13 protein-coding genes are annotated in these 24200 nt (G+C 65.4%); 6 read left to right on the top strand and 7 right to left on the bottom strand.

Going from position 1 to position 24200, the window contains the following annotated elements; translation table 11 throughout:
* Nucleotides 1-69 precede the first annotated feature (69 nt).
* From MF609_RS14735 to MF609_RS14725, 3 genes are all read right to left on the bottom strand, one after another.
* A complete protein-coding gene (locus MF609_RS14735) occupies nt 70-2547 on the bottom strand; it encodes a TonB-dependent receptor (RefSeq protein WP_242417042.1) in 2478 nt (825 codons plus the stop codon).
* A gap of 154 nt (nt 2548-2701) precedes the next feature.
* Nucleotides 2702-4840, bottom strand: coding sequence for an NAD-dependent DNA ligase LigA (gene ligA, locus MF609_RS14730; protein ID WP_242417041.1), 2139 nt, complete (start codon nt 4838-4840; stop codon nt 2702-2704).
* Nucleotides 4841-4905: 65 nt separating this feature from the next.
* Nucleotides 4906-6984, bottom strand: coding sequence for an EAL domain-containing protein (locus MF609_RS14725; protein ID WP_242417040.1), 2079 nt, complete (start codon nt 6982-6984; stop codon nt 4906-4908).
* Between the two features lie 125 nt (nt 6985-7109).
* On the opposite strand from MF609_RS14725, the gene MF609_RS14720 reads away from it, so the two are divergent.
* Nucleotides 7110-8630 carry a fumarate hydratase gene (locus tag MF609_RS14720; protein WP_242417039.1) on the top strand — a complete coding sequence of 507 codons (1521 nt, stop codon included), beginning with the start codon at nt 7110-7112 and terminating at the stop codon, nt 8628-8630.
* 251 nt (nt 8631-8881) lie between these two features.
* Here MF609_RS14720 and MF609_RS14715 read toward each other — a convergent pair whose 3' ends face one another.
* Genes MF609_RS14715 through otsB form a run of 3 tightly spaced genes read right to left on the bottom strand, consistent with a single transcriptional unit; the run spans nt 8882 to nt 12785 of the window.
* Complete coding sequence (locus MF609_RS14715; RefSeq protein WP_242417038.1) at nt 8882-10252, bottom strand: alpha,alpha-trehalose-phosphate synthase (UDP-forming); 1371 nt, start codon at nt 10250-10252, stop codon at nt 8882-8884.
* Complete coding sequence (locus tag MF609_RS14710) at nt 10249-12045, bottom strand: glycoside hydrolase family 15 protein (RefSeq protein WP_242417037.1); 1797 nt, start codon at nt 12043-12045, stop codon at nt 10249-10251. The genes MF609_RS14715 and MF609_RS14710 overlap by 4 nt, the downstream gene beginning before the upstream one ends.
* On the bottom strand, nt 12042-12785 hold the full coding sequence (otsB, locus tag MF609_RS14705; RefSeq protein WP_242417036.1) for a trehalose-phosphatase: 744 nt from the start codon (nt 12783-12785) through the stop codon (nt 12042-12044). The genes MF609_RS14710 and otsB overlap by 4 nt, the downstream gene beginning before the upstream one ends.
* A 131-nt stretch (nt 12786-12916) precedes the next feature.
* On the opposite strand from otsB, the gene MF609_RS14700 reads away from it, so the two are divergent.
* The 5 genes from MF609_RS14700 to MF609_RS14680 all read left to right on the top strand — a co-directional run bounded on the left by MF609_RS14700 (nt 12917) and on the right by MF609_RS14680 (nt 21489).
* On the top strand, nt 12917-13219 hold the full coding sequence (locus MF609_RS14700) for a GIY-YIG nuclease family protein (protein ID WP_242417035.1): 303 nt from the start codon (nt 12917-12919) through the stop codon (nt 13217-13219).
* A 94-nt stretch (nt 13220-13313) separates the two neighbouring features.
* Nucleotides 13314-14189, top strand: coding sequence for a bifunctional methylenetetrahydrofolate dehydrogenase/methenyltetrahydrofolate cyclohydrolase FolD (folD, locus tag MF609_RS14695; protein WP_242417034.1), 876 nt, complete (start codon nt 13314-13316; stop codon nt 14187-14189).
* Nucleotides 14186-14806: a MarC family protein gene (locus MF609_RS14690; protein ID WP_242417033.1), complete on the top strand. Its 621-nt coding sequence runs from the start codon at nt 14186-14188 to the stop codon at nt 14804-14806. The genes folD and MF609_RS14690 overlap by 4 nt, the downstream gene beginning before the upstream one ends.
* A gap of 271 nt (nt 14807-15077) precedes the next feature.
* Entirely contained in the window at nt 15078-18179 is a 3102-nt protein-coding gene (locus tag MF609_RS14685) for a TonB-dependent receptor plug domain-containing protein (RefSeq protein ID WP_242417032.1), read from the top strand.
* Between the two features lie 388 nt (nt 18180-18567).
* Nucleotides 18568-21489 carry a TonB-dependent receptor plug domain-containing protein gene (locus MF609_RS14680; RefSeq protein ID WP_242417031.1) on the top strand — a complete coding sequence of 974 codons (2922 nt, stop codon included), beginning with the start codon at nt 18568-18570 and terminating at the stop codon, nt 21487-21489.
* 59 nt (nt 21490-21548) lie between these two features.
* Here MF609_RS14680 and clpB read toward each other — a convergent pair whose 3' ends face one another.
* Entirely contained in the window at nt 21549-24125 is a 2577-nt protein-coding gene (gene clpB, locus MF609_RS14675) for an ATP-dependent chaperone ClpB (RefSeq protein ID WP_242417030.1), read from the bottom strand.
* Nucleotides 24126-24200 lie beyond the last annotated feature (75 nt).

The following is a 24200-nucleotide window of genomic DNA, read 5'->3' as shown; positions in this document are numbered from 1 at the left end:
GCGCCCCAAACGAAAACCGCCGCCCCGTTGCCGGGACGGCGGTTGCCGTTTGGTTGGTCGTGATGTGGCTTAGAAGCCGAACTTGACCGAGCCGATGACGGTGCGCGGGTAGCCGACCGAGAAGTTCGGGTTGCCCGACAGCGCATCGACCTGCGTGCTGATGTTGCCGAAATACTTCTCGTCGAACAGGTTGCGGACGTTGAGCGAGAAGCTGGTGCGCTTCAGGCCGTACTGTTCGAGGCTGAAGCGCGCGTCGAGATCGACCAGCGTATAGGCACCGACGACGACGTCGTTGACGTCGGTCGCGAAGCGCTCGTCGACATACTTGCCCTGCACGCCGACGTTCAGCGGACCGTAGTTGAACTCGGCGCGACCACCGAACTGCCATTCCGGCGTTTCCGGCACCTTCTTGCCCTTGGTCTGCGCGATCGCCGTGCCGGCGGTCTGCACGTTCGAGAGCAGTTCGGTGTGGGTGTACGACGCGATCGCGGTCAGGCCCAGCCAGTTGACCGGACGAACCGTGACGGTGCCGTCGAAGCCATAGCTGTCCACCGCGCCGATGTTGCGGTCGAACGAGATGCCCTGATCGAAGTCGAACGAGGTCACGATGCGGTTCTTGTACTTGATGTACCAGCCGGTCAGCTGCGACTGCACCATGCGGCTGTTGTAGCGCAGGCCGAGATCGAACGAGTCGGTCTTTTCCGGCTGCACGCCGATGAACGGCGCACGATACAGGTTGTCGGTACGCGGTGCCGAGAAACCCTTCGCATAGCTACCGAACATGCTGATGTTGGTATCGACGAAATTGTACGTGAAACCGGCGTTCGGCAGGATCGCATCATACTTATAGGTCGTGGCGAACGGCGCGTAATAGGGCGTCGCGCCGGTGGTCGGAACGACCGCATTCGGGGCGATGATGCGCAGCGAGGCAACGGGCTCGCTGGTGCAATAGGCGAAGCCCGAGCCGCGTGCCTCGATCGGGCAGTAGGTTTCGAGGTTACGCTTGAAGAACGGCGCACGCAGGCCGACCTGCAGCGTGAACGCCCGGTCGAAGAAGCGGCCGATATATTCGCCCGAGATCTGGTTCAGCAAGGCCACCGACTTGCGGTCACGCTGCGAGATCACGAAGCCGTCGGCGGCCAGCACCGGACGGCCGTTACGACCCGAGAAGATGTTCTCGGGCATGCCGTTCGAATAGAGATAGCCCCATTCGCCGGTCTGACGGTGGTTCGCATTGTCGTAGGTGTAGGCGACGCGGACGCGCTGGTCTTCGGTGATGTCGTAGCGCAGCGACGCGATGCCGGTGTAGCGGTTGGTGTTGGTGATGTTCGGCGAGAAGAAGCGAACCGTGTCGCGGAAGTCGCCGTCACCGTTGAAATCGACACCCGGCGAGGTCGTCAGGCTGCCCTTGGCGCGGGCCGAGTTCTCGGCCAGCGTGGAAGTGCCGCCGCCATGGGCCAGCGTGTACTGGTACGAACCGTCCAGCGTCAGCGTCAGCTGGTCGGTCAGCGAGAAACGCGAATTGGCGCGGACGTTGCCGGTGTTCGACGGGTTGACGCGGATGCCGTAATAGTTGGAGCAGTTGTTCGCCGCCTGCGCCGTGCCGTTGACCGGGGTCGGCGTCGAGCAGAACTCGTCATTCTCGAAATTGTTGACGGTTTCGAACTGGCTGTCGGTCAGGTCGATGCGGATCGGGTTCGACGGCGATGCATTGGCGTTCGCCGGGATGACGCCGGTGCCGAACAGCGTGCGCATGTCGCCCACCGAGACCGAGCGGTAGAAGTTGTTCCGGTTCTCGTTGTAGTGGCCCGAGATGCGGATGAAGTCGCCATTGTCGCCGAGCGGCTGGTAGATGCCGGCGTTGAACTGCTGCTTGCGGATGCCGCCCGGACCACGGAACTTGTCGTTCGATGCCTTCGACGCCGACAGGAAGGCGCGGGTGCCGAACGAGGTCAGGTTGCCGGTTTCGATCAGGCCGAACACGCGGTGGAAATCATAATCGCCGTACGATGCGACCAGCGTCGCCGACAGCGTTTCCGACGGGATCAGCGTGCGATAGTTGATCGTGCCGCCCGCCGCCGACGCGGTCGGGCTGTCGACGTCGGTCGCGCCGAGGTTGACGTTGATCTCGTCGATCAGCTCCGGGTCGAGCTGCTGGTTCGAATAGATTGCATAGTTGCCCGAATCGTTCAGCGGGAAACCGTCGAAGGTCAGCGAGACGCGGTTGTTGTCGAAGCCACGGATGCGGATGTTGCCGCCGGCCGAACCGAACGGATCGCTCTGGGTGAAGTTCACGCCCGGCACGATGTTCAGCGCGTCGAGGACGGTGTTGCCCGGAGCCTGCTTCGCGATGAATTCCTGATCCAGCACGACGCGCGCCTTGGGGCTGTCGGGAATCTTGATGCCGTCGACGCCGTTCTGGACGCTCGAGCCGGTGACGACGATTTCTTCCGATTCGAAATCGGTCGAACCGGTCGACTGCGCGAAGGCCGAGGCAGGCAGGAGGAGCGCGGCGAAGGCCACGCCGGCGTAAAGCTTGGTGTTCATAAGTCCCCTTTGAATCGCAGTTTCGTGGCGCGACTCGAGTACGCTGGTTCAGGCGGTGGCATTCACCGTCCCGGCGCCAATGGACGCGCCATATTTCTATTTTGCTACAACCGGAAGCGGGGAACTCAGTCTCTTTGGGTGCGTTGCAAAAACGTCACGTTGTTGCAGCGGATACGATCTCCGCCCAGGCTGCTTCGTCGATCACGCGGATACCCAGTTCCTCCGCTTTCGCCCGCTTCGATCCCGCATCGGCACCGACCACGACCAAGTCGGTCTTCTTCGATACCGATCCCGATACGCGCGCGCCCAGCGCGTCCGCCTGTGCCTTCGCCTCGTCGCGGCTCAAGGTTTCGAGCTTGCCGGTGAAGACGACAGTCTTGCCAGTCAGTTCGGAGGCGACCGCCTTGTGTTCGACCGGGGTCGGGGTCACTTCGCGCAGCAAGTCGTCGACGACCGCGCGGTTATGTTCCTCGGCGAAGAAGGCGAGCAGTGCGTCGGCGACTTCGGGGCCGATGCCCGCCGTCTCGACCGCTGCCACCAGCGCGCGGCCGCGACGCAGCACGAATTTGCGATCATTCTCGCCGATTGCGGGCACGGTTTCGGCACGAACCGCCAGCGCGCGCTCGATCATGTCGAGGAACGCCTCGATCGTACCGTAGCGGCGGGCGAGGTCGCGGGCGGTCACCTCCCCCACATGGCGGATGCCGAGCGCGAAGAGGAAGCGGTCGAGGCCGATGCTGCGCCGCGCGTCGATCGCGGCGAGGAGCTTGTCGACGACCAGGTCGGACATGCGCTCGCGCTGGACCAGCGCCTCGCGGTGGGTGTGGAGGCGGAAGATATCGGCGGGCGAGGCGATCAGGCCGTCGCGAAAGAACTCCTCGACCCGGACGAGGCCCAGCCCGGCGATGTCATAGGCATGGCGCGACACGAAATGGATCAGCCGTTCGACCCGCTGCGCCGGGCAGACGAGGCCGCCGGTGCAGCGCACGACGACTTCGCCTTCGCCGCGTTCGGCGAGCGAGCCGCATTCGGGGCATTCGGTCGGGAAGGTCCAGGGGGTGCGCGCTTCCTCGCGGGTCAGGTTGTCGACGATCTGCGGGATGACGTCGCCCGCGCGCTGCACCACGACACGGTCGCCGGGGCGGACGCCCAGCCGCTCGATCTCGTCGGCATTGTGCAGTGTCGCGTTGGTGACGACGACGCCGCCGACCGTCACCGGCTCCAGCCGCGCGACCGGGGTCAGCGCGCCGGTGCGGCCGACCTGAATGTCGATGGCTTTCAGCGTCGTCTGCGCGCGTTCGGCCGGGAACTTGTGCGCGACGGCCCAGCGTGGTGCGCGGCCGACGAACCCCAGCCGCTCCTGCCAGTCGAGCCGGTCGAGCTTATAGACCACGCCGTCGATGTCGTAGGGCAGGTCGGCACGCGCCGCCTCAATCGCGCGATAGACGGCGAGCGCTTCGGTCGCACCGTCGCACCGCTGGAACGCATCGGCGATCGGGAAGCCCCAGTCGCGGAGCGCCGCGACCACGCCGGCCTGGCTATCGGCGGGGAGGGCCGCGACCTCGCCCCAGCCATGCGCGAGGAACTTGAGCGGGCGCGATGCGGTGACGGCGGCATCCTTCTGCCGCAGCGATCCGGCGGCAGCGTTGCGCGGATTGGCGAATTGCCGCGCCCTGGCCGGGTCGACCGCTTCGGCCAGCAGCCGGGCGTTGAGGCCGGCGAAATCGTCCTTCGCCATATAGACCTCGCCGCGAACCTCGAACACCGCCGGCGCGGCGTCGGGCAGCGTCTGCGGAATGTCGGCGATGGTCGCGACATTGGCGGTCACGTCCTCGCCCACCGCACCGTCGCCCCGCGTCAGCGCGCGGACCAGCCGGCGGTCTTCATAGCGCAGCGAACAGGACAGGCCGTCGATCTTCGGCTCGGCGGTCATCGCGACGGCTTCGTCGTCCGACAAGCGCAGGAAGCGGCGGATGCTGGCGACGAATTCCGCCACGTCCTCATCGGCGAAGGCGTTGTTGAGGCTGAGCATCGGCCGGGCATGGGCGACCTTGGCCAGATGCCCCGCCGGCGTGCTGCCGACCCGCAGCGAGGGCGAATCGCTGCGCACCAGGGCCGGGAACGCCGCCTCGACCGCGCGGTTGCGGCGGACCAGCGCGTCATAATCGGCGTCGGTCATCTCCGGCGCGTCTTCGCCATGATAGGCGGTGTCGGCCCGCGCGATACGGTCGGCCAGCTCGGCCAGTTCGGCGCGGGCTTCGTCTTCGGTGGCGGGCAGGGGCTGGGTGGTCATGGCCGACCGCTATCGGGGCGATGCAGGGCGATCAAGGGGAGATGGGCGCGATGCGGCGGGACGTCCTATTGGCCCGTGCCGCGCCCCGCCGCCCGGCGGATGGTCGTGCGGCGTTCCACGACTATCGGATGGTCGAAATGCAGCCCGGCGCGCCCGTCCTCTGCCCAGCGCAGCGTCGCCGCCGTCCACTGGCCACCGCCGATATCGATCCTGAGCGTCGTGCCGATCGCCGATTCGTCGAAATCGATCAGGTCGATCAGCGCGCCGTTGCTCGACAGGTCGCGGATGCGGGCGGAGCGGCGCGTGCCGTTCACCTCGATCGTGGTCGACCGCAGCATCCGGGTACGGGGCAGGCGGGGTGCCTTGGGACCGCGCGGGGTGAGCGCGCCGCCCTCGTCTAGCAGGCGCGCCGCCGCATTGGCGCCATCGAGCGGCTGGCCATAGACGAAGCCCTGCACCTCCGAACAGCCGAGTTCGCGCAGGACGGTCAGTTCGTCGTGATATTCGACGCCCTTGGCGGTGGTGTCGATGCCGAGCGCGTCGGCCATCGTCGCGATCGCCCGGACGACGGCGGCGTTGCGCCCTTCGGGGTCGCCGACCCCGCGCACGAACGACCGGTCGATCTTGATCCGGTCGAACGGGACGCGGCGCAGGCAGGACATCGACCCCGGCCCCGCGCCGAAATCGTTGAGCGCGATCCGCACGCCGATGCCGTGCAGCGCCGCGCAGGTGCCGATCGCGGCCGGCACGTCGCGCAGCACGGCGGCTTCCTCGAGGTCGAGTTCGAGCCGTTCGGCCGGCAGGCCCGAGCGGGCGACGGCGTTGGCGATGATCGCGGGCAGGGCGGGGTTGGCGAACTGCGTGCCCGACAGGTTGACCGACAGCCGGGTGTCGCCCGGCCAGGCGGCGGCGTCGTGGCACGCGGTGCGCAACACCCATTCGCCGATCGATTCGATCAGCTTGCATTCCTCGGCGATGGGCAGGAACTCGTGCGGCAGCAACGTGCCGCGCGTCGGATGTTCCCAGCGCAACAGCGCCTCGAACCCGGTGATGCGGCTGTCGTCCAGCGCCACCACCGGTTGATAGACGACCCGCATCTGGTCGAGCGACAGTGCGACGCGGAGGTCGGATTCCATCTGCCGCCGCGACCGTTCGCCATCGAGCATCGCGTCGTTGAAGAAGCGCGCGACCCCGCGTCCCGCGCCCTTGGCGGCATAGAGCGCGAGGTCGGCATTGGCGACCAGCGCGTCGGGGTCGACACCGTGATCGGGCGATACGGCGATGCCCACGGAACAGCCGATCGATACGGCGGCACCGTTCAGGAAATAGGGTTGCGACAGCGCGGTGATGATCGCCTGCGCCAGCGTGGCCATTTCCGCCCGGCTGCCGATGCGCGGCAGGACGACCTGGAATTCGTCGCCGCCCAGCCGCCCGACCAGCCCGGCATCGCCGACCGTGCGCAGCAGCCGCTGCGCCACCTGTTTCAGCAATGCGTCGCCGACCGGATGGCCCATCGTGTCGTTGACCGCCTTGAACCGGTCGAGATCGAGCAGGAACAGCGCGGTACCGTCATAGCTAGGCTGGGCCAGCGTCTGTTCCAGCGACATCCGCATCCGTTGCCGGTTGGCCAGCCCGGTCAGGCTGTCGAACAGGGCGAGGCGGGTGATCGCGGCGTCCGACTGGCGCACGGCGGCAAGGTCGGTTCCGGTGCCGACGAACCCTTCGAACCGGCCATAAGGGTCGGTGAACGGGCTGCCCGAGACGGTCCAGTGATGCTCGCCCGGACCGCGCGATGCCGGGGCGACGGCATAGTCGGTAAAGGCGGTGCGCGCCGAAAAATGGAAGGCGATGGTACGTTCGGCGTCGCCCGGCGGGGGGGCTTGTGCCGCATCGTCGCCGGCGATCCGCAACAGGTCGACCAGCGGCTTGCCCATCGGATCGATCCCGATTCCGGTGAACACCGCGACGATCTTGTCGCTCAGATACGCGATGCGCCCGTTGCGATCGGTCTGCCAGAACCAGTTCGGGCTGTGATTCTCCGCCTCGCGCAGCAGCCGTTCGGCCCGGTCGGCGGGCGCGCGTGCGCTGTCGTCGGTCCCCTGGACCAGCGATCGCAATGCCGCCTTCAAACCGCCGCCCGTCAATGTGCGTCCTCCGCCATGCTACCAAAGGAGGATAGCGCGCGATGAATGAACGAATTCTTTGCAAGCGGGCGCGGTCCCCCTGTAGGGCGGGAAAGATTTTTCTGGACAGACACGGACCGATCCCGATGACCGTAACCATCACCGAAGCCGACCTGATCGACAGCGTCGCCGACGCGCTGCAGTTCATCAGCTATTATCACCCGATGGACTATATCCGCGCGCTGGGCGAAGCCTATGCCGCCGAGACCAGCCCGGCGGCCAAGGACGCGATCGCACAAATCCTGACCAACAGCCGGATGTGCGCGGAGGGGCATCGCCCGATCTGCCAGGATACCGGCATCGTCACCGTGTTCGTCAAATGGGGCCAGAATTGCCGCCTCGACAGCGACCGGTCGTTGCAGGAGGTCGTCGACGAAGGCGTGCGCCGTGCGTATCTGCACCCGGAAAACAAGCTGCGCGCATCGATCCTCGCCGACCCGGCGTTCACCCGCCGCAATACGAAGGACAATACGCCGTCGGTGCTGCACGTCGAAATGGTGCCCGGCGACACGGTATCCGTCGATGTCGCGGCCAAGGGCGGCGGGTCGGAAAACAAGTCCAAGTTCAAGATGATGAACCCCAGCGATTCGATCGTCGACTGGGTGCTGGAGATGATCCCGCAAATGGGGGCCGGCTGGTGCCCGCCGGGCATGATCGGCATCGGCATCGGCGGCACCGCCGAAAAGGCGATGCTGCTGGCCAAGGAATCGCTGATGGCCCCGATCGACATGGGCCAGCTGAAGGCGCGCGGCCCCCAGACCGATGTCGAGGCGCTGCGCATCGAACTGATGGACAAGGTCAATGCGCTCGGCATCGGTGCGCAGGGGCTGGGCGGCCTGTCGACCGTGCTGGACGTCAAGATCCTCGACTGGCCGACGCACGCCGCCTCCAAGCCCGTCGCCATGATCCCCAACTGCGCCGCGACCCGTCACGCGCATTTCACGCTGGACGGCAGCGGTCCGGCCTATCTGGAACAGCCGAACCTTGCCGACTGGCCCGACGTCAACTGGACGCCGGACAAGGCGGCGATCCGCGTCGATCTCGACACGCTGACCCCGGAAGTCGTCGCGACGTGGAAACATGGCGACCGGCTGCTGCTCAACGGCAAGATGCTGACCGGCCGCGATGCGGCGCACAAGCGGATCGCCGACATGCTGGCGAAGGGCGAGGAGCTGCCCGTCGATTTCCGTGGGCGAGTCATCTATTATGTCGGGCCGGTCGATCCGGTCGGCGAGGAAGTGGTCGGCCCGGCCGGCCCCACCACCGCCACCCGCATGGACAAGTTCACCCGCATGATGCTCGACCAGGGGCTGCTGGCGATGGTCGGCAAGGCCGAGCGTGGTGCGGATGCGACCAAGGCTATCGCGGAAGCCAAGTCAGCCTATCTGATGGCGGTGGGCGGTGCGGCCTATCTCGTCGCCCGCGCGATCAAGGGGTCGAAGGTCGTCGGGTTCGAGGACCTCGGCATGGAAGCGATCTACGAGTTCGAGGTGCAGGATTTCCCGGTCACCGTCGCGGTCGACAGCGAAGGGCAGAATGTCCACCACCTCGCGCCGCTGGTGTGGCGGGAGAAGATCGCGAAGGAGCGGTTGCTCGAGAGGGCGTGAGTCCGGCCCTCCCGTCATTCCCGCGAAGGCGGGAATCCATAGACGCTGACGCTTGCAATTCTACCTGAACCGTTAGCGTCTATGGGTTCCCGCCTGCGCGGGAACGGCGATTGGGGTGGGGCGGGCGGTTCGCCCCCCACCATCGTCACCCCGGACTTGATCCGGGGTCCCGCTTCTTCTTCTGGCGGCGGGTATAAGCGGGACCCCGGGTCAAGCCCGGGGTGACGCCACGGAAAGGGCGTCGCGCCGACCTACTCCGCCGACAGCGCGCCGATGAACCGCTTGCGCCACCAGATGACGTCCTCGTCGACGACATTCTCGATCATCGCCTGCCACCGGTCGATGCGTTCGGCGCGCGGCATCCTCAGCGCCTTGTCGATGCCGTCGGCGATATCCTCGGCACTGTAGGGGTTCACCATCAGCGCGCCGACCGACAGCTGCTGCGCCGCGCCGGCAAAGCGCGACAGGATCAGCACGCCCGGATCGCGCGGGTCCTGCGCGGCGACATATTCCTTCGCCACCAGGTTCATGCCGTCGCGAAGCGGCGTCACCAGCCCGATGCGCGCCGCACGATAGATGCCGGCCAGCACCTCGCGCGGATAGCCCTTGTTCACATAGCGGATCGGGACCCAGTCGGTATCGGCATAGGCGCCGTTGATCCGCCCCGACATCTGTTCCAGCGTGTTGCGGATGTCGCGGTACGTCTGCACCGCGGTGCGCGACGGCGGCGCGATCTGCAGCAGATAGACCAAAGCCCGCCGGTCGGGATGGTTCTGCAGGAAGCGTTCGTAACCGGCGAACCGCTCCGGCAGCCCCTTCGAATAGTCCAGCCGGTCGACCCCGACGATCAGGCTGCGCCCGACCGCGCTTTCCAGCTGGTTCAATTGTGCCGCGCGCGCGACCGGCCCGGCGGCCCCGGCGATGAAGTCCTTCGCCTCGATCCCGATCGGGCAGCTGATCGCGCAGATGGTGCGCCCGCCGACGGTGACGTTGTTGCCGTCGATGGTGCCGCCCATCTCCTCCTTCACATAGTTGAAGAAGCTGTCGAGCCATTCCTCGTTCTGGAACCCCACCACGTCATAGGCGAACAGCGCCTCGACCATGCGGCGATGGTCGGGCAGCGCGGTCAGCAACCGTCGCGGCGGCCAGGGAATGTGCAGGAAGAAGCCGATGCGGTTGGTGATCCCCTGTTGCCGCAACACCCAGCCGAGCGGGATCATGTGGTAATCATGGACCCACACCAGATCGTCCGGCTCGATATGCGGGCCGATACGCTCGCCGAACACGCGGTTTACGCGTTCATAGCCGCCCTGGAAATCGCGTTCGAACTCGGTCAGGTCCAATCGGTAGTGGAATAGCGGCCACAAGGTGCGGTTGGCATAGCCGTCATAATATTCCTCGACGTCCTGCTCCGACAGATCCATCACCGCGCTGGTGACGCCGCCATAGGTCTGGAACCGCAGTTCGCGATTGTCGCTGGTGTCGCCCGACCAGCCGAACCAGATGCCGTCCTCTTCGGCCAATGCGGCGTTCAGCGCGACGGCCAGCCCGCCCTGCGCGCCGCCGCCGGTGCCCGGCTGCGGGGCCTGCACCCGGTTCGAGATGACGATAAGGCGACTCATCTGACGACATTCCATGACTTGCTCAACAGGACGGCGGAATTGATCATGCCGACCAGCGAGTAGGTTTGCGGGTAATTCCCCCAGAGTTCCCCGGTTTCGGGGTCGATATCCTCGGACAGCAGACCCGCAGGCGTGCAGCGCGACAGCATCTCTTCCAGCAGCTCGCGCGCATCCTCGTCGCGGCCGGTCGCGTGCAGCGCCTCGATCAGCCAGAAGGTGCAGACGTTGAACGCGGTGTGCGGCAGGCCGAAATCATCCTCGATCGCATAGCGCAGCATGTGGCTGCCGCGCCGGAGGCCCTTTTCCACCGCCTCCAGCGTGCCGATGAAGCGCGGGTCGCTGGGTTCGAGGAAGCGCAGGTCGAGCAGCTGGATGATGCTGGCGTCGAGGTCGTCGCCGCCGAAGGTCGCCGACATGCGGTTCGTCTCGGGCCGCCATGCCTCGCGCTCGATCTTGGTGCGCATCGCGGTCGCCCGGTCGCGCCAGAAGGTCTCGCGCTCCGTCAGCCCCAGCGTGCCGGCGACATTGGCGAGCCGGTCGCACGCCGCCCAGCACATCGCCGCGCTGTAGGTGTGGACATGGCTCTTGGTGCGCAGTTCCCAGAGACCTGCGTCGGGCTTGTCATAGGCTTGCCACGCCCGCTCGCCAATGGGTTCGAGCGCCTCGAAATCGGCCTGCTTGCCGACGCGGAACAGCCGCTGGTCGAAGAAGCCTTGCGCGTTCGACAGGATGATCTGGCCGTACGCGTCGTGCTGGACCTGTTCATAGGCCTGGTTGCCGACCCGCACCGGCCCCATGCCGCGATAGCCGTCCAGCCCCTCGGCCTCGCGCTCGACCAAAGTCGCCTCGCCACCCACACCGTAGAGCGGCTGGATCTGCCCGTCGGCGGCATTGTCGACGATGTTGCGCAGATATTCGAGATACCCCTCCAGCACGTCCAATGCGCCGAGGCGGTTCAGCGCCTGCACCGTATAATAGGCGTCGCGAATCCAGCAGTAGCGATAGTCCCAGTTGCGCCCGCTATTCGCATGTTCGGGTATCGACGTGGTCAGCGCGGCGACGATCGCGCCGGTTTCCTCATGCTGGCACAGCTTGAGCGTGATCGCGCTGCGGATCACCGCCTGCTGCCATTCGACCGGCGTGGCGAGGCCGCGCACCCAGTGGCGCCATTCGTCGATGGTGTTCTTCAGCATCCGCTCGACCGAGGCGGGCAGTTCGTCGGCGAAGCTTTCGTCCGGGCCGAGGAAGAAGTGCAGCGTGCGCTCGACGCGGAACAGCCGCTCGTCCTCGATCCAGCCGACCGGTGCGCTGGTCGACAGGCGGATCGCCTCCTGATCCAGCAGGTAGCGGATATGGTTCGACCCGCGCGTGCGCTCGGCCGGCGCGCTGCCCCAGTCGACCGAGGGGCGCAGCCGGACGCGGATGCGAGGGGAACCGGCCAGCGGGCGGACGATCCGGCAGAAGGCGACCGGGCGGTACATCCGGTCATGCCGCTTGAAGCGCGGACAGAAGTCGACGACCTCGATCGCATTGCCGTCCGCATCGACATGGCGCGTCACCAGCACCGGCGTATTGCGGATATAGGTCTGCTGCGTCTCGACACAGCCGTCGAGGTCGATTTCCCAGAAACCGAACGCCCCGTCCGATCCGCGCCGCCGGTCGTCCAGCAGCGAGGAAAAGGCGGGATCGCCATCGACCCGCGGCAGGCAGCCCCACACGAAGCGCCCGTTGCGGTCGACCAGCGCCGACACCTGGCAATTACCGATCGGCCAAAGGTCCATCGTCGCGGTCATGCGTTGTTCTCCAGCCAGTCGAGGAAGGCGGCGACATCGTCCAGCCGGTAGGCGGCGGCGGTGTCGCGCATCGGTCCGATCAGGATGCCCGCCCCGCCATGATGCGCGGCGACCACCATGCCCGGTTCGTCGGTCAGGTCATCGCCGACGAAGACGGGCGAATGCCCGGCAAAGGGTGCGTCCTCGCACAGGGTCGCGATCGCGGTGCCCTTGTCATGGCCGGCCATGCGCAATTCGATCATCATCTTGCCTGCCTGCGCCGTCAGCCCGTCGCGCTGGGCGAAGGCATCGACCAGCGCGTGCGCCTCCTGTTCGACCTCGGGGGCCCCCCGATAATGGATCGCGACGCCCAATGTCTTGATCTCGATCACGATCCGGGGATCGTCGGCGAAGCGGTCGGTAAAGGCGCGTTCGGCCGCGCTCAAGCTTGCGGGGCGGTCGGGCAGGAGGGTGGTGCCGCCGGCGGGGCGGATTTCCGCGCCATGGCTGCCGACGACCGCGAAGTCGCGGATGGTGTCGCCCAGAAAGCCGTCGATCTGTTCGATGGACCGACCGCTGACGATCGCGACGCGGCCCTTCAGCCGGGCGGGCAGGCGGGCGAGCAGCGCCCGGAGCGCCGGGTCGACGGTCACGCCATCGGGCTTGTCGGCCAGTTTGACGAGCGTGCCGTCGAAATCGAGGAACAGGCCGGCATCGTCGAGCAGGCCGGCGGGCGGGGGAGGGAGGTCTTGGTACGGCATCGGTCCGATGAACGCGGGGTCGGGTGAAATCGTTTCGCAGGTGCGGTGTATTTTGACGTGGAGGTGCATCCTATGCGCTCATACGTCACCCCGGGCTTGACCCGGGGTCCCGCTTCTTCTTTCCTCGCGACATGGCAAAAGAGATGCGGGGCGGCCGGGTGTACATCATGGCCGACCGCTATCGCGGCGTGACGTACGTGGGGGTCACCGCTGATCTCGCGACACGCATCCACCAGCATCGCACGGGCGGCGGGTCGATCCATTGCTCCAAATACAATCTCGACCGCCTCGTCTGGGCCGACCGCGGCGGCGACATCCTCGCCTGCATCGCACAGGAGAAGCGCATGAAACGCTGGCATCGCGACTGGAAGTTCGACCTGATCGAGCGCAGCAACCCCGACTGGCGTGATCTCTCTCCAACGATTGTCGGATGAAGAAGAAGCGGGACCCTGGGTCAAGCCCGGGGTGACGCGCGCTTGGGGCAATCCGGGACTGGCGAACCCTCGCCACACCCTCTATGCAACCGCCATGACTGCCCGGATCATCGACGGAAAAGCCTTCGCCGCGAACCTGCGCGCGCGTGTCGCCACCCATGCCGCCGCCTTCGCGGCCGCCGCCGGTCGCCCGGCCGGCCTCGCGGTCGTGCTGGTCGGGGAGGATGCGGCATCGTCCGTCTATGTCCGCTCGAAGGGCAAGGCGACGCGCGAGGCGGGCATGGCCAGCTTCGAACACCGCCTGTCCGCCGATGTGGGGCAGGACGAGCTGATCGCGCTGGTCGAGCAGCTGAACGCCGATCCGGCGGTCGACGGCATCCTCGTCCAGCTGCCTTTGCCGAAGCATCTCGACAGCGATGCCGTGCTGCTGGCGATCGACCCGGACAAGGATGTCGACGGCTTCCACCCGGTCAATGCCGGACGGCTGGCAACCGGACTGCCGGGGATGGTGCCGTGCACGCCCTATGGCTGCCTGTTGCTGCTGCGCGATGTGCTGGGCGATTTGTCGGGCATGGGCGCGGTCGTCGTCGGCCGCTCGAACATCGTCGGCAAGCCGATGGCGGCGCTGCTGACCGCCGAGAGCTGCACCGTCACCATCGCCCATTCGCGCACCCGCGACCTCGCCGACCATGTGCGCCGCGCCGATATCGTCGTGGCGGCGGTGGGCCGGGCGAATTTCGTCCCCGGCGACTGGATCAAGCCCGGCGCGACCGTCATCGATGTCGGCATCAACCGCACCGATGCGGGGCTGGTCGGCGATGTCGATTTCGCCTCGGCCAAGGCGGTCGCTGGCGCGATCACCCCGGTACCGGGCGGCGTCGGGCCGATGACCATCGCCTGCCTGTTGCGCAACACGCTGGTCGCGGCGCATCGGCGGGAAGGCATCGCCTTCGACGACACCACGCTGTGATCGAGCTGTTCGTCTCGTCGCTCATCACCTTTTTCGTGGTGATCGACCCGCCGGGCTGCGCGCCGATCTATGCGGGCCTCACTACCGGCGCGTCCGATATCCAGCGCCGCACGATGGCGATCCGCGCGGTCGGCATCGCCACCGCGATCCTCGTCGTGTTCGCGCTGTTCGGACAGGCGCTGCTGAAGGCGCTGGGCATCAGCCTCGACAGCTTCCGCATCGCCGGCGGCATCATGTTGTTCCTGATCGCGCTGGAAATGGTGTTCGAAAAGCGTACCCAGCGTCGCGAGGACCGCGCGCAGAAGATCATCGAGACGCCGGAGGTGGAGGACGTCTCCACCTTCCCGATGGCGATGCCGATGATCGCCGGGCCGGGGTCGATCGCGTCGGTCATGCTGCTGATGAGCCAGGTCGGAGACTGGACCGCGCGGGCCGTGGTGCTCGGCGCGCTCGCCACGATCCTCGCGCTGACGCTGGCGGCGCTGCTGGCTGCGGGTCCGCTGATGAAGCTGCTGGGCGCCCGGATCGAAGCGGTCATCACCCGCCTGCTGGGCGTACTGCTGGCCGCGCTGGCGGCGCAGTTCGTCATCGACGGGGTACGGGCGAGCTTTCTCTGACGCCATCTCCACGGTTCGTGTCGCAACCATCCCGCTACGCTGGGCGGGATGGCAACGCCGGCACGCCGCACCAGCCGGATCGTTTCGGCATTATATCCGTTGCATGACATTGTGTTGCGGATTGGTTACAGCTGACATGATATTTTAGAAATACGGTGAGCCGTATTTACAAATCCCCTTGTAACGACTGATACTTGCCACGTTCGGCCCGCCAACGATGCGGGCCGGCTGCTTGGAACGCCCGTCTGGGTTTAAGGGGATTGCTGTTTCCATGGTTGCCATCTCAATGCGCACGTCGTTGCGCCACGGAGCGGCTTTGTCCGCGCTCATCGTCAGCACGATCGCCGCACCGGCCTTCGCCCAGTCGACCGCAACGGGCGACGAACCGCCCGCCCAGCCGACCACGGTTCCGGCAACCACCGCAAACCAGGGCGATGGCGAGCAGGAAATCGTCGTCACCGGTTCGATCCTGCGTCGTACCAACGCGGAAACCCCGTCTCCGGTCACCGTGCTGAGCGCGGAATCGCTCCAGTTGCGCGGCATCAACACCGTCGCCGAAGCGGTGCAGCGCCTGTCGGCCAACGGTGCCGGCACGATCTCGCAGGGCTGGAACACCGGCAACAACTTCGCGACCGGTGCGAACGCGGTTTCGCTGCGCGGCCTGACCGTGCAGTCGACGCTGACCGTGTTCGACGGCCTGCGCATGGCGCCCTATCCGCTGGCGGATGACGGCCACCGCAACTTCGTCGATCTGAACACGATCCCGAACACGATCCCGAACGCGATCATCGAGCGCATCGAAGTGCTGCGCGACGGCGCATCGTCGACCTATGGCGCCGACGCGGTCGCGGGTGTCATCAACGTCATCACCAAGAAGCAGATTCAGGGCGTCCACCTGAACGGCTCGGCCGGTATCTCGCAGCGGGGCGATGCCGCCGAACAGCGGATCGACCTGACGCTTGGCTATGGCGACCTGGAAGAGCAGGGCTTCAACTTCTACGTCAACGGCGAATATCAGCGCAACGAAGCGCTCTATGCCCGCGATCGTGGTTTCCCGTACAACACCGCCGATCTCAGCAGCCAGTGCGCACCGTCGATCGGTCGCCCGGAAATCCGCAACGCTGCCGGTACGATCACCCAGACCGCGATCGCGGCGGGCACCGTCACCTGCCGCGCCAACGGCATCCGCAACGGCTTCAACGCCGATGGCGGCTTCAACGGCCTGCTCAGCACCACCGTTCCCGTCGTCCGCGGCGTGGACGCGACCGGCACGGGCACGACCCGCTACAACCTGCTGAACGCCGCTGCCGGTTGCCGCGATCTCGTCGCGGTCAACGTGCCGACCGGCGCGTCGGCCACCGCCGGCCCGGTCCAGTGCCAGCAGGACTTCCGCAGCCAGTATGCGCAGCTGCTGCCCGATCAGGACCGTCTGGGCTTTGCCGGTCGGTTCACCGCGAAGCTCGGCGACCGCGCCGAATTCTACGCGATCGCGAACTATTACCAGACGATCACGCGCACGCAGCTCACCCCGCTGGGCTTCAACAACCAGACGACCCCGCCGGGATCGGTCCTGCTGAACCCGCTGTTCCTGCCGACCTATGTCTGCGCGAATGGCGTCGGCACGCTCGACATGTTGAACACCGGTTGCAACGCGACCAACGGCACGCTCAACCCCAACAACCCGTTCGCGGCAGCGGGTCAGCGCGCGCAGATCCTGTCGCTCTACGATCGTACGCGCGAAATCGAATCGAAGGCACGCGCGCTGCGCGGCGTCGTCGGCGTGTCGGGCTCGTTCGGTGACGACTGGCGCTATGCGGCGGACTTCACCGCCTCGAACGTCCAGCTCGACATTCGTCAGGCCAACTACCTGATCCCGCAGCGCATCCTCGACGTCGTGGCGCGCGGCACCTACAATTTCGTCAATCCCGAACTGAACTCGCAGGAAATCCGCGACTATATCGCGCCGCTGAACGAGACCCGCTCGACGTCGGACCTGTGGCAGGCACAGGGCACGATCTCGAAGGATCTGTTCCAGCTGCCCGGCGGTCCGCTGCAGACGGCGGTCGGCGTCGCCTATCGCCACGAATCGATCAACAACCCCAGCGCGAACCCGGCGAACGACTCCAACCCCTATGATCGCTATTATGGCGTGAACTCGGTGGGTGCGATCGGCAGCCGCAACGTCAAGTCGGCCTTCTACGAAGTCAGCGCGCCGATCGTGAAGCAGTTCGAGGTCAACGCCTCGGGCCGCTATGACGACTATTCGTCGGGCCAGAAGAATTTCTCGCCAAAGTTCGGCGCGAAGTTCACGCCGATCCCGCAGGCCGCGATCCGCGGTACCTGGTCGAAGGGGTTCCGCATCCCGAGCTTCAACGAAGCGTTCGGCCTGCCGACCACCGGCTACATCACGCGCCAGCTCGATGCGAAGAATCCGGCACAGGCCGCCTTCATCGCCGCGCATGGTGGCAACAACTACGCGACCGGCCAGTTCTCGGTCGGGCAGACGACGGAAGGCAATCCGGCGCTCGACCCTGAAAAGTCGACCAGCTGGACGGTCGGCGCGATCTTCGAACCGATCCGCCGCGTCAGCCTGACGGTCGATTACTTCAACATCAAGATCAAGGGCATCATCGGCGCCGCCGACGATACCGGCGTGTTCGAACAATATTACGCCAACAACGGCGTCGTGAACGTACCGGGCATCAACGTCCGTCCGGGTCTGGTCGACAACGAAAACCCGAACGCCCTGCCGCATCTCGGCTTCATCGAATCGTCGTTCCAGAACGGCGACTCGCAGGAAGTGTCGGGTATCGACCTCGGCGTGAACGTGAACTTCCCGTTCAGCGACACCGTCCGCCTCGTCAGCGGGTTCGAAGGCACCTATCTCATCAACTTCGACCGCGTGACCGAGAACGGCAACCGCCAGCGTTATGCCGGTACGCTCAGCCCGTGCGACGTCACCTCCTGCTCAGGTTCGCCGCGCTGGCGCGCGACGTGGCAGAACACGCTGGAAATGGGTCCCGCGACCGTGTCGGTCACGGCCTATTACACCAGCGGCTACGACCTCGCCTCGATCGACTATGACGGTACGAAGGGCGACTGCCTGGGCAGCATCGGCGCGTCGGTCGTGACCTATCGCGACAACGTGACCCCGGTTCTCTGCAAGGGCCCGGAAACGTGGAACGTCGACATGTCGGCGACCCTGAAGGTCAACGATCGCTTCTCGATCTACGCCAACGTGTTGAACATCCTCGACCTGAAGGCGCCCTTCGACCCCAGCGCGGGCTACAGCATCAACCAGTACAACCCGGCCTGGGCCGGCGCGAACATCCTCGGCCGCTTCGTGCGCGTCGGTGCGCGGGTCGACTTCTAAACCCGCCGACCTTGGTGAAACTGTGGGGCGCTCCGGCAACGGGGCGCCCTTTTCTTGTGTCCACCTTCCTGCATCTACCCAAACCGATTATTGTGTTGCTGATATAATACGGCAACACTAATGATCTTCACCATCCGGTTATCGGTGCATAAATCGAAAAATCACAATACAGGTATATTGATTATGGCAGTATTCCTAATAGTCTCGCTGAATCAGATGGTTGTAAACTTCTGATGTGCAACATCGGGTAGTTGCCACTGTTACCGAAAAAGCACGTTGCTCGTCTTTTGATTGTTCCGGCATCTTTAACAGATTGCATCGCAAGTTTTTGGACCGTTAGTTTCTCAACATTGCACCATGGTTACGGTGCTAAGGGGAAACGAAAATTATGAAGCAGACCGTTCGCGTCGCCTTGCTCGCGTCTACACTGATGATCGGTTTCGCAACGCCCGCATGGGCACAGGTCTCCCCGGACGCGACCAGCGCGGACGGGCAGCAGGCCGGCGAAGGTGAGGACAAGGAAATCCTCGTGACCGGATCGCGCATTGCGCGCCCCGAAATCGATTCGCCTGTTCCCGTCACGACGGTCAACAGCGCGCAAATCCTGCAGCGCGCCGCGCAGAACGTTTCGGACATTCTGAACGAATTGCCCCAGGTCGCGATCGGCTCGACCCGGACCAACACGAACTTCCTGACCTCGGGCACCGGTATCTCGACCGTGAACCTTCGTGGGCTCGGGTCGAACCGTACCCTCGTCCTCGTCAACGGGCGCCGTTTCGTCGGTGGCTTCGGTGGCGATACCGCTGTCGACATCAACAACATTCCGACCGATTTCCTGGAGCGCGTCGACAACATCACGGGCGGTCAGGCTGCGGTCTATGGGTCGGACGCCATCGCGGGCGTGGTGAACTTCATCCTGCGTGACAGCTTCGAAGGACTACAGGTCCGTGCGCAGGGCGGTGTGACAGAACGCGGAGACAATGGGCGTTATTTCATCAGCGTGACCGGCGGCACCAAATGGGGTGCGGATGACCGTGGCAACGCCATGATCAACTTCTCCTACGACCGGGACAACGGCCTCAAGTCGGCTGACCGGGCCATTTCGTCGCAGGACTGCGCCAATTTGGTCTGCGGTCCGGGTTCGTACAGCTCGTTCGCGCCGCAGGGCCAGTTCCAGCTGCTCGGCGCAAATGGCGGGTCGGTTCGTGTGCTGCCGGGCAATAACAACAACTTCTCCTATCGTCCGGACGGATCGCTGGCGCTGCTCAGCGGGTATCAATCGGGGCAGTTCGGCTTCAACCGTAACGGTCTGCGTCGTATCGCCGTGCCGTTGGAACGCTATCTCGTCAGCGGCATTTTCAACTACGAAGTCACCAGCGGCATGCAGGCCTATGCCGAAGTGACGTTCGGTCGCACGGCGTCCAACTCCTCGATCGAACCGTTCGCCCTCGCCAACACAGACGTCTATGCATCGGGCGGTATTCCGATCACCAACGCGTTCATCCCGACGACGGTGGCGCAGGCGATTGCCGCTGCGAACTCGGATGCCGATCCCAACAACAACGTCTCATCGCTCGGCTTCCGTCGTCGCCAGAATGACGTGTTCGATCGCAGCAACCGCGCCGAGCGTAACACCTGGCGTGCCGTGGCCGGTGTCCGGGGCGATCTGGGCTCCGACTTCAACTACGATGTCAGCTACGTCTATGGGCATCTGAACGACTTCAACGCCAGCGAGGATATCGATACCGCCCGCTATCGCCAGTCGCTGGACTCGATTCGGGTTGGCAACGGCAATGTTGTTGGTGTCGACATCATCTGCCGCGACGCTGATGCGCGTGCGAATGGCTGTATCCCGATCAACCTGTTCGGTCGCGGGACCGCGGATCCCCGTGCCGCCGCCTATGTCCAGGCGGTGATCCCGAAGTCGGAAGACATCACCAACGAACAGCATGTCGTCACGGCATCCATCTCGAACAGCTCGCTGTTCGATCTGGGCGCGGGAGGCGTCGGTCTGGCCGTTGGCGTCGAATATCGGTATGAATCCGTGGTCGACGACCTCGATGCGCTGACCAACACCGGCGGCAACTCGGGCAACCAAATCCCCGATCTTCGCGGGTCGCAGGACGTTCGCGAAGTCTTCGGCGAACTCAACGTGCCGCTGCTCTCCGATCGGCCGTTCTTCAAATATCTGGGTGTCGCCGGCGCAATCCGTTATTCGGATTACTCGACGGTCGGTGGCGTTCTCAGCTGGAACGCGGGTGCCGAATGGGAACCGTTTAACGGCTTCCGCTTCCGCGGTCGCTACGCGGTGGCCAACCGTGCCCCGAACAACTCGGAACTGTTCAGCGCGCCGTCGGAAACCTTCGCGGGCGTTACCGATCCTTGCGATGGCATCACCCGTACCTCGACCGGGGCGACCGACGCAGCCTGCCGCACCGTTCCGGGCATCGCAGCGTTCTTCGCCGCCAACCCGAACGGCACCTTCGCCTATACGCTGGCGGATACTCAGGGCATCAACGGCTTTGTCGGCGGCAATCGCAACCTGCAGGAAGAGACCGCCAAGACCATCACGGCAGGCTTCACCTACACGCCGGCGTTCGTGCGAGGCCTGCAGTTCACAGCCGATTATTTCGATATCCGTGTCGACGGTGCCATCTCGACGCTGGACCGGTCGGACACGGTCGAAAAGTGTCTCTCGACCGGCCAAAGCGTCTATTGCGATAACGTCATCCGTTTCGCGTCGACCGGCTATCTGCAGACGGTCAACGCACAACTGATTAACATCGCGGGGTTCAAGGTCCGGGGTGTGGATGCCAGCCTGCGCTATTCGCAGCCGTTGGGCCTGTCGAGCGAGGATTTGCTGTCCGTTGTTGCGAACTACACCTACCTGCTTGACTACAAGACACGGACCGATCCGTCGGCACCCGAAGACGAGTTCGCAGGGTCGTTCGGCGCCGGCACCTCGACCCATCGCCTGAATGCTCGTGCCACCTATCAGACGAACGGCACTGGCTTTAGCTGGCAGTCGACCTTCACCAGCGGCGGTCCATTTGTCGTGAACGGCTTCATCAGCAACGATCCTGCGGTTCGCGCGCTGAACGACGTCAAGGATTATTGGCTGCACAACATTCAGATCAGCCAGGATGTCGGTAAGACGTTCACTTTCTACTTCAACGTCGACAATCTGTTCGACACGAAGCCGCAGTATCTGCCGGGAACGCCGTTCGGTACCCCGACCGGTCTGGAAACGTCGCCGAACTTCGATCTGTTCGGTCGCCGCTACACCGCCGGTGCGCGGTTCCGTTTCTGATCGAGTAGATACGTAGGATGAAGGGCGCCTTCCCTTTTGGGGGAGGCGCCCTTTTTTCGTTACCCGACGCTCAGGCTCAGCGCCCCGTCACCCTCATCCACCCGCACGGTCGATCCATCGCGGACCTCGCCGCGCAGGATCAGGTCGGCGAGCGGGTCCTGCAAATAGCGCTGTACCGCGCGTTTCAATGGCCGTGCGCCGTATACCGGGTCGTAGCCGACCCGCCCCAGCCAGCTCCGCGCGGCGTCGGTCAGTTCGACCTTTACCTTGCGGTCCGCCAGCAGGCGGCCGACGCGGCCGACCTGGATGTCGACGATCGGCGCCATGTGGTCCGCCGCCAGCCGGTGGAACAGGATGATCTCGTCCAGCCGGTTGAGGAATTCGGGCCGGAAGTGCGCCCGCACCACGTCCATCACCTGCGGCTCGACCTCCTCGACCGGCTGCCCGTCGGCAAGGTTGGTCAGATATTGCGACCCGAGGTTCGACGTCAGGATCACGATCGTGTTCGAGAAATCGACCGTGCGGCCCTGCCCATCGGTCAGGCGACCATCGTCCAGCACCTGCAGCAGGATGTTGAACACGTCGCCATGCGCCTTCTCGACCTCGTCGAACAGCACGACCTGATAGGGGCGGCGGCGGACGGCTTCGGTCAGCACGCCGCCTTCCTCATAGCCGACATAGCCCGGAGGGGCACCGATCAGCCGGGCGACCGCGTGCTTTTCCATGAACTCGCTCATGTCGATCCGCACCATCGCGTTGGGATCGTCGAACAGGAACTCGGCCAGCGACTTGGTCAGCTCGGTCTTGCCCACGCCCGTCGGCCCCAGGAACAGGAACGACCCCAGCGGCCGGTTCGGGTCCTGCAAACCGGCGCGCGAACGGCGCACCGCGGTGGCGACGGCGCGCACGGCATCGGCCTGCCCGATCACCCGCTTGCCCAGCGCCTCTTCCATGTTCAGCAGCTTCTCGCGCTCGCCCTCCAGCATCCGGTCGACCGGAATCCCGGTCCAGCGGCTGACGACGCCGGCAATGTCGTCGGCGGTCACCTCCTCGCGCAGCATCGCGCCCGCCGACGCGCCCGCCGCCTCGGCCAGCTGCTTTTCCAGGGTCGGGATGGTGCCGTAGGTCAGCTCCGACATCTTCGCGAGGTCGCCCGACCGCTGCGCCTGGTCCAGCGCGACGCGCGCGGCATCGAGCTGTTCCTTCAGCTTCGCCTCCGACGAAATCTTGTCGCGCTCGGCCTGCCAGCGGGTCGTAAGGCCGGCCAGCTGCTCCTCGAGATTGGCCAGTTCCTCTTCCAGCGTGTCGAGCCGGTCGATGCTCGCGGCATCGCTCTCGCGGCGCAGCGCCTCGCGCTCGATCTTCATGCGCAGGATGCGGCGGTCGAGGCTCTCGATCTCCTCGGGCTTGCTCTCCACCTCCATGCGGATACGGCTGGCGGCCTCGTCCATCAGGTCGATCGCCTTGTCGGGCAGGAAGCGGTCGGTGATGTAGCGGTTCGACAGGGTAGCCGCCGACACCAGCGCGCCATCGGTGATCCGCACGCCATGGTGCAGCTCGTATTTCTCCTTGAGGCCGCGCAGGATGCTGATCGTATCCTCGACGGTCGGCTCGCCGACGAACACCGGCTGGAACCGCCGCTGCAGCGCGGGGTCCTTTTCGACATGCTTGCGATATTCGTCGAGCGTGGTCGCGCCGATGCAGTGCAGTTCGCCGCGCGCAAGGGCGGGCTTCAGCAGGTTGCCGGCATCCATCGCCCCTTCGGACTTGCCCGCACCGATCAGCGTGTGCATCTCGTCGATGAACAGGATGATCTGCCCCTCGGCGCCCTTCACCTCGTCGAGGACGCCTTTCAGCCGCTCCTCGAACTCGCCGCGATATTTGGCCCCGGCGATCAGTGACCCCATGTCGAGCGACATGAGGCTGCGGTCCTTAAGGCCGTCGGGCACGTCGCCATTGGCGATGCGCAGCGCGAGGCCTTCCGCGATGGCGGTCTTGCCCACGCCGGGTTCGCCGATCAGCACCGGATTGTTCTTGGTCCGGCGGGCGAGGATCTGGATCGTGCGGCGGATTTCCTCGTCACGGCCGATCACCGGATCGAGCTTGCCGTCGCGCGCCGCCGCCGTCAGGTCGCGGGCGAATCTCTTGAGGGCATCATAGCGATCCTCGGCCCCGGCGGTGTCCGCCGTACGCCCGCCGCGCAATTTGTCGATCGCGGCGTTCAGCCCCTGCGGCGTCACCCCGGCGCTGGTCAGCGCCTTGCCCGCCGCGCCGTTCGACAGGGTAAGCGCGAGCAACAGCCGCTCGACCGTGACGAAGCTGTCGCCCGCCTTGCTCGCGATCTGCTCGGCCTGATCGAGCAGGCGCACGGTATCGTTGTCGAGGCCCGGCGAGGATTGCGCGCCCGATCCCGACACTGCCGGCACTTTGGCCAGCGCGGCATCGGTTTCGGCGTTCGCCCGGCGCGCGTCACCCCCGGCAGCGGCGATCAGGCCCGACGCCATGCCCTGTTCGTCGTCGAGCAGGGCCTTGAGGATATGCTGGGGGCTGATCCGCTGGTGCGAATTGCGGATCGCCACCGTCTGCGCGGCCTGCAAAAATCCTTTCGCGCGGTCGGTGAATTTCTCTAGGTTCATGGGATACTCCCCTGTGATGTTGTCGGCGATATGGTGTGGTAAATGAGCAACACAAGATGCCGGTCGCATCGATTG

Source organism: Sphingomonas panni (assembly GCF_022664435.1).
GTDB lineage: Bacteria > Pseudomonadota > Alphaproteobacteria > Sphingomonadales > Sphingomonadaceae > Sphingomonas > Sphingomonas panni.
The sequence above is the reverse complement of the archived record's forward strand: the minus strand, read 5'-3'. Positions and strand labels throughout refer to the sequence as shown.

Excerpts from the sequence above, each read along its gene's own strand:
- MF609_RS14685 (WP_242417032.1), top strand. The coding sequence starts at position 15,078 with ATGGTTGCCATCTCAATGCGCACGTCGTTGCGCCACGGAGCGGCTTTG.
- ligA (WP_242417041.1), bottom strand. The coding sequence starts at position 4,840 with ATGACCACCCAGCCCCTGCCCGCCACCGAAGACGAAGCCCGCGCCGAA.
- clpB (WP_242417030.1), bottom strand. The coding sequence starts at position 24,125 with ATGAACCTAGAGAAATTCACCGACCGCGCGAAAGGATTTTTGCAGGCC.
- MF609_RS14680 (WP_242417031.1), top strand. The coding sequence starts at position 18,568 with ATGAAGCAGACCGTTCGCGTCGCCTTGCTCGCGTCTACACTGATGATC.
- MF609_RS14720 (WP_242417039.1), top strand. The coding sequence starts at position 7,110 with ATGACCGTAACCATCACCGAAGCCGACCTGATCGACAGCGTCGCCGAC.
- MF609_RS14735 (WP_242417042.1), bottom strand. The coding sequence starts at position 2,547 with ATGAACACCAAGCTTTACGCCGGCGTGGCCTTCGCCGCGCTCCTCCTG.
- MF609_RS14710 (WP_242417037.1), bottom strand. The coding sequence starts at position 12,045 with ATGACCGCGACGATGGACCTTTGGCCGATCGGTAATTGCCAGGTGTCG.
- otsB (WP_242417036.1), bottom strand. The coding sequence starts at position 12,785 with ATGCCGTACCAAGACCTCCCTCCCCCGCCCGCCGGCCTGCTCGACGAT.
- MF609_RS14700 (WP_242417035.1), top strand. The coding sequence starts at position 12,917 with ATGGCAAAAGAGATGCGGGGCGGCCGGGTGTACATCATGGCCGACCGC.
- folD (WP_242417034.1), top strand. The coding sequence starts at position 13,314 with ATGACTGCCCGGATCATCGACGGAAAAGCCTTCGCCGCGAACCTGCGC.
- MF609_RS14715 (WP_242417038.1), bottom strand. The coding sequence starts at position 10,252 with ATGAGTCGCCTTATCGTCATCTCGAACCGGGTGCAGGCCCCGCAGCCG.